The organism is Thermopolyspora sp. NPDC052614 (assembly GCF_040678635.1).
In the GTDB taxonomy this organism is placed as follows: Bacteria; Actinomycetota; Actinomycetes; order Streptosporangiales; family Streptosporangiaceae; genus Thermopolyspora.
Genome location: NZ_JBFATZ010000001.1, coordinates 792,678 through 811,099, shown reverse-complemented (window position 1 = coordinate 811,099; position 18,422 = coordinate 792,678). Strand labels below are relative to the sequence as shown.

14 protein-coding genes are annotated in these 18,422 nt (G+C 70.8%); 9 read left to right on the top strand and 5 right to left on the bottom strand.

Annotated elements, in window-relative coordinates:
- The first annotated feature begins 17 nt into the window (after nucleotides 1-17).
- On the top strand, nucleotides 18-545 hold the full coding sequence (locus AB0K60_RS03410; protein WP_364048055.1) for a TetR/AcrR family transcriptional regulator: 528 nt from the start codon (nucleotides 18-20) through the stop codon (nucleotides 543-545).
- 10 nt (nucleotides 546-555) lie between these two features.
- Here the strand turns inward: AB0K60_RS03410 and AB0K60_RS03405 are convergent, their stop codons facing one another.
- Nucleotides 556-1,002 (bottom strand): hypothetical protein, encoded by a 447-nt coding sequence (locus tag AB0K60_RS03405; protein ID WP_364048053.1) that lies wholly within the window; start codon nucleotides 1,000-1,002, stop codon nucleotides 556-558.
- 754 nt (nucleotides 1,003-1,756) lie between these two features.
- Between AB0K60_RS03405 and AB0K60_RS03400 the strand changes: the two genes are divergently transcribed.
- From AB0K60_RS03400 to AB0K60_RS03370, 7 genes are all read left to right on the top strand, one after another.
- A complete protein-coding gene (locus AB0K60_RS03400; protein ID WP_364048051.1) occupies nucleotides 1,757-2,800 on the top strand; it encodes an ABC transporter ATP-binding protein in 1,044 nt (347 codons plus the stop codon).
- Nucleotides 2,801-2,906: 106 nt separating this feature from the next.
- Nucleotides 2,907-3,968 carry an ABC transporter ATP-binding protein gene (locus tag AB0K60_RS03395; RefSeq protein ID WP_364048049.1) on the top strand — a complete coding sequence of 354 codons (1,062 nt, stop codon included), beginning with the start codon at nucleotides 2,907-2,909 and terminating at the stop codon, nucleotides 3,966-3,968.
- Nucleotides 3,965-4,924 (top strand): ABC transporter permease, encoded by a 960-nt coding sequence (locus AB0K60_RS03390; protein ID WP_364048047.1) that lies wholly within the window; start codon nucleotides 3,965-3,967, stop codon nucleotides 4,922-4,924. Before AB0K60_RS03395 ends, AB0K60_RS03390 begins: the two co-directional genes overlap by 4 nt.
- Nucleotides 4,921-6,078, top strand: coding sequence for an ABC transporter permease (locus AB0K60_RS03385; RefSeq protein ID WP_364048045.1), 1,158 nt, complete (start codon nucleotides 4,921-4,923; stop codon nucleotides 6,076-6,078). Before AB0K60_RS03390 ends, AB0K60_RS03385 begins: the two co-directional genes overlap by 4 nt.
- Before the next feature lie 131 nt (nucleotides 6,079-6,209).
- The gene (locus AB0K60_RS03380; RefSeq protein ID WP_364048043.1) at nucleotides 6,210-7,796 is read left to right on the top strand and encodes an ABC transporter substrate-binding protein; all 1,587 of its coding nucleotides are present in this window, start codon (nucleotides 6,210-6,212) and stop codon (nucleotides 7,794-7,796) included.
- Between the two features lie 585 nt (nucleotides 7,797-8,381).
- Nucleotides 8,382-9,797, top strand: a complete 1,416-nt coding sequence (locus AB0K60_RS03375; RefSeq protein WP_364048041.1) for an alpha/beta hydrolase — start codon at nucleotides 8,382-8,384, stop codon at nucleotides 9,795-9,797.
- Between the two features lie 549 nt (nucleotides 9,798-10,346).
- Nucleotides 10,347-11,873, top strand: coding sequence for an alpha/beta hydrolase (locus AB0K60_RS03370; RefSeq protein WP_364048039.1), 1,527 nt, complete (start codon nucleotides 10,347-10,349; stop codon nucleotides 11,871-11,873).
- A gap of 151 nt (nucleotides 11,874-12,024) precedes the next feature.
- Here the strand turns inward: AB0K60_RS03370 and AB0K60_RS03365 are convergent, their stop codons facing one another.
- Nucleotides 12,025-13,077, bottom strand: coding sequence for a hypothetical protein (locus tag AB0K60_RS03365; RefSeq protein WP_364048037.1), 1,053 nt, complete (start codon nucleotides 13,075-13,077; stop codon nucleotides 12,025-12,027).
- Nucleotides 13,078-13,083: 6 nt separating this feature from the next.
- On the opposite strand from AB0K60_RS03365, the gene AB0K60_RS03360 reads away from it, so the two are divergent.
- Nucleotides 13,084-13,632: a hypothetical protein gene (locus AB0K60_RS03360; RefSeq protein WP_364048035.1), complete on the top strand. Its 549-nt coding sequence runs from the start codon at nucleotides 13,084-13,086 to the stop codon at nucleotides 13,630-13,632.
- A 17-nt stretch (nucleotides 13,633-13,649) separates the two neighbouring features.
- Here AB0K60_RS03360 and AB0K60_RS03355 read toward each other — a convergent pair whose 3' ends face one another.
- From AB0K60_RS03355 to AB0K60_RS03345, 3 genes are read right to left on the bottom strand one after another with little or no spacing between them, the layout of a single operon-like run.
- Complete coding sequence (locus tag AB0K60_RS03355; RefSeq protein ID WP_364048033.1) at nucleotides 13,650-15,539, bottom strand: ferritin-like domain-containing protein; 1,890 nt, start codon at nucleotides 15,537-15,539, stop codon at nucleotides 13,650-13,652.
- Between the two features lie 11 nt (nucleotides 15,540-15,550).
- Nucleotides 15,551-17,014, bottom strand: a complete 1,464-nt coding sequence (locus AB0K60_RS03350; protein WP_364048031.1) for a radical SAM protein — start codon at nucleotides 17,012-17,014, stop codon at nucleotides 15,551-15,553.
- Nucleotides 17,011-18,408, bottom strand: a complete 1,398-nt coding sequence (locus tag AB0K60_RS03345; protein ID WP_364048029.1) for a hypothetical protein — start codon at nucleotides 18,406-18,408, stop codon at nucleotides 17,011-17,013. Before AB0K60_RS03345 ends, AB0K60_RS03350 begins: the two co-directional genes overlap by 4 nt.
- Between the last annotated feature and the right edge of the window lie 14 nt (nucleotides 18,409-18,422).

The following is an 18,422-nucleotide window of genomic DNA, read 5'->3' as shown; positions in this document are numbered from 1 at the left end:
AGCGCGGCTTCGACCGCGTGACCCTGGACGAGCTGTGCGACGAGGTGGAGATCTCCAAGCGCACGTTCTTCCGCACCTTCGTCAGCAAGGAGGACGTGGCGAGCACGCCCACGCAGGACATGTGGATCGCGTTCCTCGACGTCATCGAGTCCCGCGACCCGGCGGGCGCCCCGCTCCTGCCATTCCTGCACGACGCGCTGCTCGACGTCATCGACCGGATGCCCGCCGAGGAGTGGACCCGGCATGTCCTGCTCGACCTCCGGCTCGCCGAGAAGACCCCGTCGATGGACGCGCACCGCCGTCACACGTGCGACCTCATCTCCCGCACCGCCCACGACATCCTGTCCCGTCGCTTCGACCTGCCCCGGGGACACGACGACCCCCGCCTCCGCCTGGCCCTGGACATGGCGGTGGCCGCCTTCCACCTCGCCACGGAAAGGTGGGCCTCCGAGCCCGAGCCCACCCGCGCCTCCCTGCTGACCCGCGTCCGCGACACGTTCTCCGCCCTCCCCGGAGCCCTGGCGCTGACCCTCACGCCCCGTTAGGCCGGGGCCGCTACGAGGAGACGCCCGTGGTCGCCCGGCGATGGATGTTCTGCAGGCGGCGTACGACGGGGACCCAGGTGGTGGGCAGGGTGTAGCGGGTGGCCTTGCGGCCTTTGTGGCGGAGCGTGTACTTGATGAAGTCGGCGCCCGGCGGCTGGGCCTGGGAACGTCCGAGCCGCAGGCGCTTGAGGTCCGCGCGCAGTTCGCGCAGCTCGCCGTCGGAGAGGCAGCGGGTCACTGCCGGTCCGGTGCGGCGGGTCGCCCGGGCGCAGCCGTTCGTGTACACGGTCACGCGGTTGTCCAGGCCGGCGAATCCCCCCTGTTCCCGGAGCTCGACCAGCGGCTTTTTCTCCGCTTTCGCGGTGGTCGCCGTCGCCGTCGCCGGGGGCGAGGACAAGGCGCACTGCGCTGCGACGAGCACTGACACCGAGACGATTCGCGCGTATCTCATGTCCATCAGACGTACCGGAGCGGCGGGCGGCTCAAACCGGAGGTGCCGCATGGCCGATGTCGAGACGCCGGGAGCGAGCTTTTGCCGGTTGGCTTGGTCTATCCCGGGGAGTCACGAAACCCGGATCAGCCGGTGAGCGGCGGGCGTACGCGCCCGCCGCTCAGGTGTTCTCGGCGCCGTGTGCGGGCTCTCCCCCGCCGAGGGCGCTCCCGCCTCCGTCGCGCACGGGTACCGCCGGAGACCTGCCCGATCTCCCCTGCCACCCTGCCGTGCAGCGGCCCAAGGCTTATCCCCGGGCTTCACCAGGCGAAGGGCCGCGTTGTGGAAATCCTTTCGCAGAGTGAAAGGCGTGTGGCGGGCTTATTTCCTGCGGCGCATAGTTTCGTGACAGGGATCACACCCGCTGAGGTCGCGGTCAACGCCGCGCGCCATCGGACCCACCGGTCCTTTGCGCGTACCGAAGGAGGGATGCCCGTGGTTCGAGTCGATCGTCGGACTCGCGGGCGGCCCGGCCACGACCGCGGCGCAGTACACGGACCGCCCGCATTGTTTGCACGGCTGGTCGTCGATATATGCCGGTGACACGACACTGAGCGCGGAAGCCGTTCCTTCCGCCCCTATCGGACCTGGGGCAGGCCGGTAATGGGGCCGAGGAATGCACCGCATGCCCCTCGCCACTAATTCGCGGTGTCCGCTTTATCTTCCTGCCCGCGCGGGCCGCGTCAGCATGCGATCACCCGATGACGAAGGAGCGACGACGGTGCCGTCCCCACCCCTGCTGGACGTCAATGATTTGCATGTCAGGTTTCCGACTCCGAACGGTCATGTGTACGCCGTGGCCGGGGTGTCGTTCACGGTCTCCCCTGGTGAGACGGTCGCCGTGGTCGGCGAGTCCGGGTCCGGGAAGAGCGTGTCGTCGCTGGCGGTGATGGGGCTGCTGGGCGGCGGCGACATCTCCGCCGGTTCGGTACGGCTGCGCGGGGAGGAGCTCGTCGGCGCGGACCCCGAGCGGCTGCGGCGACTGCGCGGGTCCGAGATCGCCATGATCTTCCAGAACCCGATGAGCTCGCTGGATCCGCTGTTCACCGTCGGGGACCAGATCATCGAGGCGATGCGCGCGCACCGGCGGGTGTCGCGGCGGGCGGCCAGGGCCCGCGCGGTGGAGCTGCTGCGGGAGGTCGGGCTGCCGGATCCGGAACGGCGGATACGGGCCTATCCGCACGAGCTGTCCGGCGGGCAGCAGCAGCGGGTGATGATCGCCATCGCGCTGGCCTGCGAGCCGTCCATGATCATCGCCGATGAGCCGACCACGGCGCTGGACGTGACCGTGGAGGCGCAGATCCTGGATCTGCTGCGGCGGACGCAGCGCGACCACGGCACGGCGCTGCTGCTCATCACCCACGACATGGCCGTCGTGGCGGAGATGGCCGACCGGGTCGTGGTCATGTACGCGGGGCGGGTGGTCGAGCACGGGCCGGTGGCCGACGTGCTGCGCTCGCCGAGCAACCCGTACACGCAGGCGTTGATCGATTCGATTCCGACTCCGGCCACGCCGCGGGACGCGCCCATGCCCGCGATCGGGGGCAACGTGCCCACGCCGGCCGAGGCGCCGCCCGGCTGCCGGTTCCACCCCCGCTGCCCCTCGGCGTTCGACCGGTGCTCGCGGGCCGAGCCGCCGCTGCTCGATGTGGCGCTGCTCGATGTGGGAGATGTGGGAGTGGGCCGGGCGAGCCGGTGCTGGCTGCACGACGAGACCGCGCCGTCGCGAGGGGTGGGCGCGGGGGAGGTCCACCGTGTCGGATGACGACACGCCCGGCGGCAACGGCCGGGTGAGCACGGGAGTAGTGCGAGGAAAGGGGTCGGGTGACCGGATGTCCGATCAAAGGATGTCTGCCGCGACGGTCGGCGGCGTGACGGAATCGGGGCCCCGGCCCGGCGAGGCCGAGCCGCCGGTTCTGTTCGAGGCCCGCGACCTGGTGAAACGGTTCCGCACGCGGCGGCACGTGGTGCAGGCGGTCAACGGCGTCTCCCTTAGGATTCCGCGCGGCCGTACGGTCGGGCTGGTGGGCGAGTCGGGCTCGGGCAAGTCGACCGTGGCCCGGCTGGCGCTGCGGCTGCTCGACCCCACCTCGGGGGAGCTGAACTTCGACGGCATCGATCTGATGAGGGTCTCCCGCGCCGAGATGCGGGCGCTGCGGCGGCGCATGCAGATCGTGTTCCAGGACCCGCTCGGCTCGCTGAACCCCCGGATGCGGGTGGTGAACGCGGTCGGCGAGCCGCTCGCGGTGCACGGGCTCGCCAAGGGCAGGGCCCTGGTGGACCGGGTGGTGGAGCTGCTTGAGCGGGTCGGGCTCAGCTCGGCCGACGTGTACAAGTTCTCGCACCAGTTCTCCGGCGGGCAGGCGCAGCGCATCGGCATCGCCCGCGCGGTCGCCACCGACCCCGACCTGATCGTCTGCGACGAGGCGGTGTCGGCGCTGGACGTCTCGGTGCAGGCGCAGGTGCTGAACCTGCTCAAACGGCTGCAGGCCGAGCTCGGGCTGTCGTATCTGTTCATCGCGCACGACCTCAACGTGGTGCGGTACATGGCCGACGAGGTCTGCGTCATGTACCTGGGCCAGGTCGTGGAGCGGGGGGACGGCGACGCGCTGTTCCGGGATCCCCGGCACCCGTACACGCGGATGCTGGTGGCGGCCGTGCCGGAGTTCGCGCCGGCCGAGGGCAAGGGGCGCCGCTCGGTGCCGCGGGGCGAGCCCGCCAGCCCGAGCGATCCGCCGCCGGGATGCCGTTTCCATCCCCGGTGCCCGGAGGCGATGCGGCGGTGCGAGCAGGAGGCGCCGGTCCTGCGGCGGATCGCCGCCGACCGCGTCGTGGCCTGCCATCTGTTCGACCCGGCCGACGCCCCGCCCGTCTACTCGCCCGTCCCTCTACCTGATTCCCTGCCCGATTCCACGGAGGCGAGCGCCACATGATTTCCTACGCTCTGCGCCGGCTGGGCTACGGGGCCGTGGTCATGGTCATGGTCACCATCCTCGTGTTCGTGATCATGCGGCTGGTGCCCGGCGACGCGGTGAGCCTCATGCTGCAGGAGACCGGGGCGAGCCGGGAGGAGGCCGACGCGCTGCGCGCCGAGTTCGGGCTCGACGCCCCCGTGTGGACGCAGTTGTGGCACTGGCTCGCCGGCGCCGCCCAGGGCGACCTCGGCACCTCCTTCTACAGCAGGGAGCCGGTGGTCGAGCTGTTCCTCGCCCGCGTCCCGGTGACCGTGCAGCTCGGGCTGCTGGCGATGCTCGTCGGCACGCTGCTCGGCCTCACCGTCGGCGTGATCGCCGCGGTGACGCGCGGCTCCGCGGTGGACGGCACGCTGCGGCTGATCGCGGTGGCCTTCCTGTCGGTGCCGAACTTCGTGGTCGCCCTGCTCGTGCTGACCGGCCTCGCGATCTGGTTCGTCTGGTCGCCCCCGATCGTGTACGCCGGGCCGACCGAGGACTTCACCAGCTGGTGGCAGCAGATCATCATCCCCGTGCTCGCGCTGGGGACCGGCATGATGGCCTCGGTCGCCCGGCTGACCCGCTCGTCGATGCTGGAGTCGCTCGGCTCGGACTACATCCGCACGGTCCGCGCCAAAGGCGTACGCGAGCGGACGGTGCTGCTCAAGCATTCGCTGCGGAACTCGACGATCGCGGTGCTCACCCTGCTCGGCCTGGAACTGGCCACCGTGCTCGGCGGCACAGTGATCATCGAGCAGATGTTCGCGCTGCCCGGCACCGGACAGCTGATCTACCAGGCGGTGCTCGACCGGGACTACCCGGTGGTGGTGGCCTGCACGATCTTCTACGCGGCCCTGTTCATCATCACGATCATCATCATCGACCTGCTCTACGCGCTGGTCGATCCGCGGATCCGGCACGGGAGGGCGCTGTCGTGACCCAGGAGAGGCTGCTGACGGACGTCACCGGGACCGCCGCGGGGCACGCGGCCTCGCCGAAGCCGCCAAAGCCGCCGGCGGCGTCGGATGCGTCGAAGGCGTCGAAGGCGTCGAAGGCGTCGAAGGCGTCGGCGGCGCCCCGGCCGCCGCGCCGGGCGGTCATCAGGCGGGTGCTCAGGTCGCTGCGCGGGTTCGTGCGCGCCCAGCCGCTCGGCGCCACCGCCCTGCTGCTGATCTCGATCTTCGTGCTGGCGGCGCTGGCCGCGCCCGTCGTGGCGCCGTACGACCCGATCGAGCAGTTCCGCCGCGACATCCTGGAGCCCCCGTCGGCGCGGTACCTGCTCGGCACCGACGACCTCGGGCGCGACGTGCTGAGCCGGGCCATCTACGGCGCGCGGACGTCGCTGCTCATCGGCGTGCTGACCACCGGGATCAGCCTGGTCGCGGGCACCGCGATCGGCGTGGTGTCCGGCTACTTCGGGCGAGGGCTCGACCTGGTGATCCAGCGGGTGGCGGACGCCGTGCAGGCGATCCCCGGCATCGTGCTGCTGCTGTTCATCGCGGTGATTTTGGGCCCGTCGGTACGCAACACGATCATCGCGCTGACCGTGGTGATCACGCCCTCGTTCAACCGCATCGCCCGCGCCGAGACGCTGCGGGTGCGGCAGGAGCCGTACGTCGAGGCGGCGCGGGCCACCGGCGCGCACGCCGTCCGCATCCTCACCCGGCACATCCTGCCGAACATGCTGGCCTCGGTGTTCACCCTGGGCAGCCTGATCTTCGCCGGGGTGATCATCGCCGAGTCGGCGCTGAGCTTCCTCGGCATCGGCGCGCCGCCCCCGACCCCGTCCTGGGGCCTGATGCTCTCGGAGGGCGTGCGGTACGTCGAGCGCGCCCCCTGGCTGATCATCGTCCCCGCCATCGCGCTGTCGATCGCCGTGTTCAGCTTCAACCTGCTCGGCGACGCGCTGCGCGACCATCTCGATCCGCGTCTGCAGCGGCCCGTCGCGCAGGCGGCGCGGCTCTGGTGGGGCCGCCGCGTGATCTCCCGGCTGGCGCCCAGCCTCGCCAAGGGCGCCGAGCGGATCGAGTCCTCCGACGCACCGGCCGCCGGTACCGGCCGGGGTTCCGCAACCACCGAGTCGACACGATGATCGATAGGAGGCAGGAGCATCGTGGAGATCCCTTGCAGAAGGACGGAGGCGCTCGCCGCGGCGAGCCCACCCGCCGTACGCGACACGACCGCGGCGGTCGTGACATCCGCCGAGGTCACCAGGGGTCGGGCGTGAGGCGCGGCACGCTGCTCGGCGCAGCGCTCGTGGTCGCGCTGGCGCTCGCCGGCTGCGGCGGCGGCGATGGCGGCGGTGCGGCCAAGGCCCCGGTGGGCAGCCCCCGGTCGGGCGGCACCCTGGTCATCCAGTCGCCCTCGGAGATCACCAACGGGATCAACCCGCTGGAGACCCAGGACCCGACGGCGTTCACGATGATCTCCGGGACCGTCTACAGCAAGCTGGTGGACGTCAAGACCGGGCCCGGCACCGCCACCGGTTACGAGATCGTGCCCGACCTCGCGGAGTCGTGGGACATCTCGAAGGACGGCAAGACCTACACCTTCAAGCTCCGCAAGGACGTGAAGTGGCACAACGTCCCGCCGGTGAACGGGCGCCCGTTCACCTCCGACGACGTGGTGGCCACCTTCGAGGCGCTGAAGAAGGCCACGCGGGTGCACCAGTGGATGATCGAGCCGGTGACCGGCATCGAGGCGCCGGACGATTACACCGTGGTGCTGAAGCTGAAGCGGCCCTACGCCCCGCTGCTGAGCTACCTCGCCTACCACTTCATGGTGATCCTGCCCCGGGAGGGCGTCGAAGGTAAGTTCGACCTGAAGACGCAGGCGATCGGCACCGGCCCGTTCATGCTCGCCGGGCACAAGCCGGACGTGGAGTGGGTGTTCAAGAAGAACCCCGACTACTTCATCAAGGGCCGGCCGTACCTGGACGAGATCCGGCGCCCGATCGTGAAGGACATCGCGGCCGTCACCGCCGCGCTGCGCAGCGGCCGCATCGACGTCGGGACGACCAGCGACGCGAACGTGGCCAAGGAGCTGGGGTCGAAGGGCGGGTTCACCGTCCAGGAGGTCCCGGGCGCGCCGATCAGCGTCTACATCAACCCCAAGGCCGAGCCGTTCGACGACCTCAAGGTACGGCAGGCGTTCGTGCGCGCGATCGACTGGGTCGGCATGGGCGAGAACATCCGCGGCAAGTTCAACCTGACGTCGCTGCTGCGGCCCGACACCAGCGCCGCGGCGCTGTCGAAGGACGAGGTCCTGAAGCTGCGTCCGTACGACCCCGAGGGGGCGAAGCGGCTGCTGGCCGAGGCGGGGTTCCCGAACGGGTTCTCCACCAAGATGATGGTGCAGAAGGTCGACGACGAGGACGTCCGCGAGGCGCAGTGGATGCAAGACGACCTGGCCAAGGTCGGCATCAAGCTGGAACTCGAACTCGTCGATCCCGGCACGGCCATCGACCGCCGCCGCAACCACGACTTCGCGCTCGCGAAGGCGCTGCGCGGCGTGCACCTGCCCGACCAGGTGTGGCGTGACTTCGAGGCCGACTCCCTGGAGAACTACACCCAGGTCAACGACCCCGAGCTGTACAAGCTGCTGGAGGAGTCGCGCAACGAGCTGAACGAGGACAAACGCAACGAGATCTACCGGAAGATGCAGGAGCGGATGGAGACGGAGATCGTCCAGGTGATCTACCCGATCCAGAAGTTCGACTACGCGATCATCAACCAGAAGGTTCAGGACCTCTGGCCGAGCCCGATCTACCAGGGCAAGCGGCTCGCGGATGTGTGGCTGAGCGAGTCGTAGACCGTCGCCCGCGGGCCGTCGCGGATAAGGCGGCGGCCCGCGCGGGCTGATTGCGTGCCATTTAGCGGGGCCGATTACAGGGGCCCATCAGCGGGCGGATTCGCGGCCCGGCCGGTGCACGAGCGCGCCGGCCGGGCCGCGCTGTGTTTCCGGCGGAGGTATGGCGGTCGCCGGTGATTCGGGGTGCCCCCACCGGGATTCGTTACGCCGGGGCGACACGCCATGTCACGAAACAGTCCTGAAGAAATATGCAGCCGACGAAGACGAACCAAGCAGGCACGCGCAAACACCAATGTTTGCGAATCAGCAATTACAGAGCCGAGGCGGGCGATTCGCGGCTGATTTGTGCGAGCCCTCGGCTTCCACCGCGATTGTACAGGCCACGTGAGCCTGAGTTATGGGGGTCGATATGCGAAAGGTTGCGGCCGGGCTGTCCGCCGTTGTGATGGGGCTCGGCGTCACTCTTGCGGGGCCGGGCGCGCACGCACAGGATGGCACGGGGCGTACGGCGGACTCGGCGGCGGCGAATATGGGCGCCACGAGACGCGCGGCGGGCGCGGACGGGGACGGCATCGCCTGGAAGCCATGCAAGAAGCTCTCACAGAGTCCGCTCTCCAAGAAGAAGTTGAAGTTGCAGTGCGGCACGCTCTCCGTGCCACTCGACCACGCCGACCCGTTCGGCAGGAAAATCACGATCGCGCTCACCCGGAAAAGCACACCGTTCCGGAGAGTGAGTACAAGGGGATTCTGCTCGTCAATCCGGGCGGTCCCGGAGGCGAGGGAAGAGAATTCGCCACGACCTTCGAGAAGACGCCCGCGGCCAAGGCCGCCGCGGCGTACGACATCATCGGATTCGACCCGCGCGGGGTGGGCGCGAGCAAGCCGCGCCTGAAGTGCTCGCCGACGAACGCCAAGGTGCCCAACGACTGGGTGCCGGCCAACGCCCGCGATGAGCGATCCTGGCTGAACTACGCCAAGCGGATCGCGCGCGACTGCCAGAAGCGCTTCGGCTGGATGCTGCCGCACATGCGGACCGAGGACACGGCGCGGGACATGGACTACATCCGCGCGGCCCTGGGGCAGGAACAGCTCAGCTATCTCGGCTACTCGTGGGGAACCGCCCTGGGGATGATCTACGCCACCCTGTTCCCGGAACGGGTGAACCGGATGGTGCTGGACAGCGTCGTGAATCCGAGCCAGACCAACTACGAGGCCATGCTCGACCAGAACAAGGCGTTCGAGAAGCGCATGGACCAGTTGTTCGCCTGGATCGCCAGGCACAACTCCAGCTACAAGCTCGGCACGAACGCGAAGAAGATCGAGGCGACCTACTACCGGGTCAGGGCCAAACTGAAGGCCAAGCCCGTCGAAGGCAAGTTCGGGCCGACGGAACTGGACGACATGTTCACCCGGGGCGGCTACGACGACGACATGTGGCCCACGCTCGGCGTCGTCCTGTCACTGTTGAAGAGCGGCAAGGGCGACAGGGTCTGGGAGCTGTACGTTATCGCGGGGATATTCAGCGAGGGCAACGAGGAAGCGAACGACGTGTACCACGCCACCTTGTGCACCGACACGCCCTGGCCGAGGGAATGGTCGACGTGGCGGCGGGACACCCGCGCCTCGCACCAGGTCGCGCCGTTCCTCAGCTGGGCGAACACGTGGGGGAACGCCGCGTGCGCCTTCTGGCCGGTGGAGGAGAGGCAGCCGCTGGAGATCTCCGGCGAGGGGCTGCCGCCGATCCTCATGGTGCAGGCGACCTATGACGCGGCCACGCCGTACGCGGGGGCGTTGGAGGCGCACCGGCTCTTCCCCTCGTCGCGGCTGATCCTGGAGAAGAACGGCGGCACCCACGGCGTCTCGCTGTCCGGCAACAAGTGCATCGACCGGTACGTCGCCGATTATCTGGCCACCGGCGCGGTCCCGCCGGACCAGCCCGGCCCCGACGCCACCTGCGCCGCCACCCCTGTTCTGAAGGCGATCGATGTCAAGGCCGCCTGAGGCGGAACCCTCGGCGGCGCGATCGGACGGCCCTCGACCGTCCGATCGCGCCGCTCTTCGTGTCATGCCAGTAACGGGCATGACCAGGAGAGGTACCCCCTGTCCGCGAAGTCCGGTCCGTTGCTCCTGCCCGCCCGGCCGACGCCGGAGGCCGAGCGGATGCGGGGCCGATTAGCGGGGCCGATTAGCTGGGCGGATTCGCGGCCCGGCCGGTGCACGAGCGCGCCGGCCGGGCCGCGCTGCGTTTCCGGCGGAGGTATGGCGGTCGCCGGTGATTCGGGGCGCCCCCACCGGGATTCGTTACGCCGGGGCGACACGCCATGTCACGAAACAGTCCTGAAGAAATATGCAGCCGACGAATTCGAACCAAGCAGGCGCGCGCAAACACCAATGTTTGCGAATCAGCAATTACAGAGCCGAGGCGGGCGATTCGCGGCTGATTTGTGCGAGCCCTCGGCTTCCACCGCGATTGTACGGGCCACGTGAGCGTGCGCCTGAGTTATGGGGGTCGATATGCGAAAGGTTGCGGCCGGGCTGTCCGCCGTTGTGGTGGGGCTCGGCGTCACTCTTGTGGGGCCGGGCGCGCACGCACAGGATGGCACGGGGCGTACGGCGGACTCGGCGGCGGCGGATATGGGCGCCACGAGGCGCGCGGCGGGCGCGGACGGGGTCAGCATCGTTTGGAAGCGTTGCAAGAAGCCGCTCTCCAAGAAGTTGCAGTGCGGCACGCTCTCCGTGCCACTCGATCACGCCGACCCGTTCGGCAGGAAAATCACGATCGCGCTCACCCGGAAAAAGCACACCGTTCCGGAGAGTGAGTACAAGGGGATTCTGCTCGTCAATCCGGGCGGCCCCGGAGGCGGGGGAAGAGAACTCGCCACGGTCTTCGAGAAGACGCCCGCGGCCAAGGCCGCCGCGGCGTACGACGTCATCGGGTTCGACCCGCGCGGGGTGGGCGCGAGCAAGCCGCGCCTGCAGTGCTCGCCGGCCATCGATAAGGTGCTTCCCGATGCGGTGCCCGCCAATGCCCGGCAGGAGAGGTTCTGGCTGAACCTGGCCAAGCGGACCGCGCGCACCTGCGAGAAGCGCTTCGGCTGGATGTTGCCGCACATGCGGACCGAGGACTCGGCGCGGGACATGGACTACATCCGCGCGGCTCTGGGGCAGGAGCAACTCAGCTTTCTTGGCTACTCGTGGGGGACGAACCTGGGGATGACCTACGCCACCCTGTTCCCGGAGCGGGTGAACCGGATGGTGCTGGACAGCGTCGTGAATCCGAGCCAGACCAACTACGAGGGCATGTTCGACCAGAACATCGCCGTCCAGCGGCGCATACGGCACCTCTTTGCCTGGTTGGCCAAGCGCAACTCCTACTGGAAGCTCGGCACGACCGCGAAGAAGGTCGAGGCGACCTACTACAGGCTCAGGGCCAAGCTGAAGAAGAAGCCCACTGACGACATCTTCGGGCCGACGGAGTTGGACCAGGTGCTCGCGCTCGCCGCCTACAGCGACGAGTACTGGACCGGGATCGGCAACGGCCTATCGTTCTTGAAGAAAACGGGCGATGGCACTGTCCTCGCGCTGTTGTATGCCCTCTTGGCAGGGGGCGAGCCCTCCGAGGTGAACGATGTGTACTTGGCCACCTTGTGCACCGACACGCCCTGGCCGAGGGAATGGTCGACGTGGCGGCGGGACACCCGCGCCTCGTACCAGGTCGCGCCGCTCGTCGCCTGGACCAACACGTGGGGGAACGCCGCGTGCGCCTTCTGGCCGGTGGAGGGAAGCCAGCCGCTGGAGATCACCGGCGAAGGGCTGCCGCCGATCCTCATGGTGCAGGCGACCTATGACCCGGCCACGCCGTACGCGGGGGCGTTGGAGGCGCACCGGCTCTTCCCCTCCTCGCGGCTGATCCTGGAGAAGAACGGCGGCAACCACGGCGTCTCGCTGTCCGGCAACAAGTGCATCGACCGGCACGTCGCCGATTATCTCGCCACCGGCACGGTCCCCCCGGACCAGCCCGGCCCCGACGCCACCTGCGCCGCCACCCCCGCCCCGAACCCGCGGCTCCAGACCTGAGGCGGAACCCCCGGCGGCACGATCGGACGGCCCTCGACCGTCCGATCGTGCCGCTGTTTTTCGTGACATGACCGTGTTTTCGTGACATGACCGGCAACGGCGAGAACACGGCATGTGTGGACTAGTACCGGAATTCCCGGCAGGCACCGGACTACGGGGCCGGTAGCAGGCGATGTCGGGCGAGAAAGAGTCCGGTGGGTTCCGGGGCCGGGACGCGGAGGGCGAGGCGCATGGCGCGCAGTTCATCGTGCCAGTCCGGTGAGGTGAAGGTACCCGCGTAGAGCCGGGTGCAGGTCAGGAGGTGGCTGCGGAAGATCCGGTGCAGGCGGGATCGGAAGTGGGCCAGGTAGCGGGCCAGGTGGCCGTCCTCGTACGGCCTGGCGGTTTCCCCGGCGGACACGATGATCGCGGCGGCGAGGATCGCCGTCCTGAGCGCCTGTGCGGTCCCGGTGCCCGCGATCGGGTCGAGTCGCAGTGCGCCGGTGCCCACGACCAGCCGGCCGGGCGTGGACTGCTCGCCGAGCAGCCGGGGGGCCGCCGGGATCGCGTGGGCGTGATCGGGTAGGCGGGCCAGCCGTGCGCCGAGGCCGCTCTCGGTCAGCAGGTCCGCCAGCAGGTCCGCCGGTCGCTCGGCCGGGCCGGGGATCATCGCCTGGGCCACCGCGCCTCCGCCCCCGATGGGGAACAGGTGCACCCATCCGCGAGGGACGGTTTCCAGAATCGTGACGTCCTCCTCCTGACCGCGACGAAGCGTCACGTGCGCGCTGAGCACATGCCGGCGGCCGGCCGTGATCAGGTGCGGATCGCCGACGGACGGACTCGCCGTGACCGTCCAGTCCGCTCCGCCCGCCGAGCCGGTGGTCGATCCGGCCGCCGGGCCGGTGTCGGGATGGCCACTGGTGAAAGGTCCGGCGGTGGGAGCGGGGGCGCGGCCGGGCACCGCCTCCGTTTCGGAATCGCAGACGTCGACGATGCGGGGGTGGAGGCGGACCAGCCGGTCCAGTGCCCTGGCGGTCAGCGTCGCTCCATCGACGGCCAAGGCGGGGTACGTCATACGCCGCGATTCGGTACACCCCCAGCGGACCTGCCGGGTACGCAGCGGCCACGCGTCGGCCAGGAGATCCGTCCGCCACAGCGCCGCGAGCAAGGCGACGGTCTCGCCGTCCAGCAGCAGCGGGCGGCGATGCCCGGACGCCGACCCCACGGGGTGGTGCCCAGGCAGACCTCCACGTGGATCCCCAACCAAGTCCACTGCCCGTCCCTCGCCCTGACCCCTGACAAGGGCACCGGTTCGATCTCCGGCTCTGCCCACGACCCGGACCCCGGCGGAGGCTTCGACTCCGCTCTCGCCCTGACCCCTGACAGGCGCACCGGTTCCGTCTCCGGCTCTGCCCACGACCCGGACCCCGGCGGAGGCTTCGACTCCGCCCTCTGCCCGGCCTCTGACAGGGGCACCGGTTCGATCTCCGGCTCCGCCCACGACCCGGATCCCAGCGATGGCTTCGACTCCGCCCTCGCCCTGACCCCTGACAGGCGCACCGGTTCGATCTCCGGCTCCACCCACGGCCCAGACCCCGACGGAGGCTTCGACTCCGCCCTCTGCCCGGCCCCTGCCCGCAGCCCCGGCCCGGCCTTCGTCCGGCCCGATTGCCCCGTCCCCTGCTCGGCCCACGGCCGAAACCTCCGCTGGGACCTGCACGCGGACGCTGTATCCCCGCTCGGCGAGCAGCCAGGCGCAGGTCAGTTCGGCCAGCCCTGATCCGGTCGTGACGACGATCATCCCGAGTCTCCCAGCGTCGCGAGCAGCGCCTGGGCGTCGGCCTCCTGCCGCAGCATCGTCTCCCGGTGCGCGGCGTCGCCCAGCTCCGACACCTTCTCGCGCAGGTCACGGCCGAGGTCGGCGGCCCGGGACGCCAGGTCGCCGTCGAGATCCGCGGGGAGGGTGAACAGCGGGGCCAGTCCCCGGGCGGCCAGGGCGTGGTTGGTCTCGTGCAGGTTGAACATGGCCCGCCGGGACTGCTCGATGAGCTGGCCCCCGGCCGCGTCGCCCAGCGAGAACGTCGCGCGCAGGGCCGCGAGCAGGAGGGCGTAGTTCTGGTCGGCCAGGGCCAGCAGCGAGGCGTCCAGGCCGGGCGCGGGCTCTCGGTCGAGGGGGCGCAGGTACTCCTGCGGGGTCAGCCCGGCGAGGTGGGCCTTGACGGCGGTGAAGCGCCGGAAATGGTCGGCCCCCTCGTCGATGATCAGTTTGATCAGGTGCGCGAGCCGGTCGGCCTGCGGATAGTGCTCGGGGGCCGTGGTGATCGCGGCGTGGAGCCGCACGTACATCCCGTCGACGCCCTCGCCGCTGGCCTGGCTGGGCCGTTCCACCTCGATGAACCAGTCGAGCTGCTCGGGGGTGAGCGGCTTGAGCTCGAAGGGCCGGGCGAGCTGCCGGTGGATCGCGGTGGCGCGGCCGAGCACGGGAGGCCGCCCGAGCACGCCCAGCGCCTCGTTGACCCAGCGCAGGTGGCGCATCTCGTCGACGGCGACGGCGAAGACCTCCTGGGCGGCGGCGTACACGTGGCGGGTGCGGGCGTCGGCGTCGGCGGGCAGGTGCGGCGGCGCGTCGAGCGAGTAGTGCGCGAACAGGTACTCCACGCACAGGGCGTGCTCCACCGTCGCGAGGTATTCGAGCTCCTCGACGACCTCGGCCGGGGTGAGCGGGTCGGTGGCGGGGGTGGACGGGGTCGCCGGTTCGTCGGTCTCGCGGTCGTTGAGGACGACGGGCAGCACGTTCCAGTTCTCGATGAGCTCGTGGTAGTCGAGTTCCAGCTCGCGGCGGCCGGCGAGGTGCGGGCCGTCGGGGACGGGCGGGTCGGCGAGGCGGTCCCGGCGCTGGAAGTTCAGGTCCCGGTGCCGCCCGTCGGAGCTGGTGACGATGTCGGGTTTGGACGCCGCCCAGTAGAAGCAGCCGCAGTCGCGGAAGTCGTACTGCCAGGGAGCGCACAGGGTGCGGGTCAGATCGCCGGGCTCGTACGCCTCCGGCTCGATGACCCCGTCCTCGTCCAGGTATCTGGCCCGTTCGGCGACGAGGACGGCGGCCTCGACGGTGCCGTCGGGAGCGCGCTGGACGACGCTGCGGCCGCTCCTGCGGAAGCCGTTGAGGTCTCCCCCGACGGGGGCCGCGCCCGGGGAGCTGCGGCCGGGGCCGGGGCCGATGAGCAGGGCGACCCGGCCGGGCAGCAGGTCGTGCACCGCGCGCCACACCTCCAGGCCGTTGAGGTTGTCGCAGCCGATCGTGCGGGCGTCCTGCTCGCGCTGGTCGACCGTGGTGCGGCCGCAGACCGCCCAGATGTCCAGCGGCAGGTCGGCGGCGGTCAGGCCCTGCTCGGCCGCGGGTCCTTCCCCGGTGAGCGCCACGATGCGCGCGCCGTCCGGCCGGTGGAACTCGACGGTGAGGCCGGGGAAGAACGCGCGCTCCAGGTTCCGCTGGTCGAACTCCAGCCCCGGGTAGCAGTTGTCCACCCCGCTCTCCGGCCGGGTCCCGGGCGGGTTGCCGCGGACCACGTGGTCGGCGCGGGCGGTGAGGTTACGGGGGAAGATCTTTCCTGCCGGGGTTCCTGCCGGGGTTCCTGCCGGGGTTCCTTCAGGGGTTCCTTCAGGGGCTCTGGAGGCCTGCTCGGTCATGGACGCCTCCTTCAGCGTGCGACGGTGGTGGGATCGGTTCCGGCGTCCGCGGGCGGCGCCTGCCGGAAGAAGCCGGGCGCGGCCTGCGACAGCTCGACGTAGGCCCGCAGGCAGAAGGCGAGCCAGCCGCGGATGTAGTCGCAGGCGGTCCGCCCGCGGCGGCTCACCTCGTGGTAGCAGCCGCCGCCGCACAGGTACCGCGCCCAGCAGCCCCGGCACGGCTCCATCCGGTCAACGTGGCCGCGCCGCAGGTGGTCGCGCCGGGCGGCGTGGTCGGGGCCCTCGCGCACGGTTCCCATGGCGTACGCGGAGTCGTCGACAAGGCGGTGGCAGGCGTACAGGCCGCCTTCGGCGGAGGCGCTGAGGTAGCCGGCTCCGGCGCCGCACGGATACGGCCGGTGGGTCCCGCGGTGGAGCTGGTGCAAGGCCGTCTGGAAGTTGCCGAACGGGTAGGGCCGCCCGGCGCTCAGCTCGGCGAGGGCCTTCTCGCCGCACTCGATCATGCCGTCGAGGAAGGCGGCGAAGGCGTCCCGGGAGATCTCCAGGGCGGGATCGGGCGCGCTGACCACGGCGGCGAATCCGACCTCGTCGAAGCCCAGGCCGATGCCGTGGTCCAGCAGGTCGAGCAGCCGGGTGGTGCGCGGGGTGACGCTCACCCTGGCGGCCAGGTGGCGCGGGCGGCCGTGTCGCTCCAGCACCTCCAGCCCGGCGCGCATCATGTCGTACGGGCTGCCGCCGCCCTTGGCCCGGCGCAGGGCGTCGTGGCCCGCGCGGTCGCCGTCGAGGCTCACCGAGACGGTGAAGGGATGCCGGGCGAACAGGCGGGCGTCGTCGGGGCGGACCGTGGTGAGGTTCGTGGTGATCGCGAACCTGACGCGGTGGCCGGTGGCCCGCCCGGCGCGGGCGGCGTACTCGACGACGTCGTGCACGAGCCGGCGGGCGAGCAGCGGTTCGCCGCCCATGAATCCGACCACGACGTCGGTGCCGGGGGCCGCCTCGGCCAGCAGGCGGTCCACGGTGGCGAACGCCGTCTCGGCGGACATGGCCCGCGCCCGCCCCTGGAAGCGCCCTTCGTCGGCGTAGCAGTGGCCGCAGCTCAGGTTGCACGCCTGCATCACGTTCAGCGAGACGGCGGATAGGGCGGGCGGGTCGAGCGGGGTCGCGTCGATGTAGCGCCGCGGGCCTGCGTCGCGCGAAGCCTCGCGCGGAGCGTCAAGGGCGTCCCAGAGCGGCAGGCCCAGTTCGCGGGCGAGGGCCGCGTCGTCGGTAGCGGTTCGGGGCGTCGCGGTCCAGTTCTCGATGCGGTCGGCGACGGCGGCGGGGATGTCGTAGATCCTGCTGCCGTCGGCCACGAACAGGTGGGCGCCGTGCTCGCTTCTGAAGGTCTTGACCTCGGCGGCGAGGCCGGGGCGGTCGCCGTGCCCGGCGGGCGGGGGTCCGTCGGGACGGGGGCCGATCTGGAGCAGCACGCTCATGTTCCCGCCACCGTCCCGTCGCGGAGCGACCGCGCCCAGCCGAGCAGCAGGTCGTACTGGCGGCGGGTCAGGTGCAGGGGGTAGCGGTCGGAGCCGCGCATCGCGACGGGCATGCGGCGGTCGTAGAACCGTTCGTACGTCGCCGGTTCGCGGAGCACCTGCCGCAGCAGGTCGGGCCGTTCGCGCAGGATGTCCTCCAGCACCTCCAGGGCGACCAGACGCCGGTGACGCTGGCGTCCGTGCCCGGTGAGGGCCAGCGGCAGGCCGGACAGCGCCTCGGGGGTGGGGAACGCCTGGTCGCGGGCCGCCTCCGGGGGCAGCCCCTGCGCTCGGGCGATGGCCGCGTTCTCCAGCCCGGCGCGCTCGTTCTGCACGTCGATGTTGATCGCGTCCATCGTCTCCAGGACGCGTTCGAGCAGGTCGCGGACCTCAAGGGCGGTCTGCTCGGCGTCGGCCAGATACTCGGGGGAACGGACGTCCCCGCGTCGCGTCCGGTCGGTGAGCCCGTCGGCGATGGAGACGAACGGCCTGCGGTCGGGGGCGAAGTCGGGCGGCCCGACGACGATCCGGGCGGTGGCCGTGAGGCCGCCGGGGAGCAGGCAGCGGACGACGCCGTCGCACACGTCGTCCACGAGCCCGAGGCTCTCGTTGTTCTCGGCCCCGGCGAACAGCCCGCCCGGGTTGGTGCGGGGGTCGTCCCCCTCCAGGGAGAACGCGCACCAGGCGGCCTCGGGGTTGAGGATCAGGTGCCGCTCGGGCAGCCGGTAGACGTCGGTGCGGGCGGCCAGGTCGGTCGGGCCGTACACGAACCCCTTCGCCGGGGTGAAGCGCAGCCGCAGTCCGGGCAGTTCGGCGTTGGGGCGGGTCGCCTGCACGGAGCCGAGCGGAAGCGCCGCGCCGGGCGGGACCAGCGGGCGTGCCGCGCCCGGCGGGGAGACGCCCTGGAGCGCGTGCCGTGTGTGGTCGTCGGCGGGGAACTCGACGCGGGCGTCGATGCGGTCGCCGTCCTGCCGGGTGTAGTGGTACGCCTTGAGGTTGGCGACCCGCGTCTCCCAGCGCACCTGGTCCAGGCGGATTCCGAAGCCTTCAAGGATGGCCGGGGTGATCGGGCCGCTGTGCCGGTCGCCGTCGGCGGACCAGGTGCCGTACAGCTCGAAGAACGGCGCAACCGGCCGGAATCCGTCCGCGTCCTTGAACCGCACCCGGTCCGGCAGCCGGACGGTGACGGTCCCGTCCTCGGCCACGTCCAGCGTCTCCTCCGGGACGACGGTCGTCTTGCCGGTGCCGCGGGGGGACAGATCGCTCGGGCCCCACCGGTAGTTGTCGCACGGGATCGGCGAGGGCCCCAGCCGGGCGAAGGCCAGCGGAGGATACAGCCAGAGTCGTTCGATCATCGAGACCTCCCGGA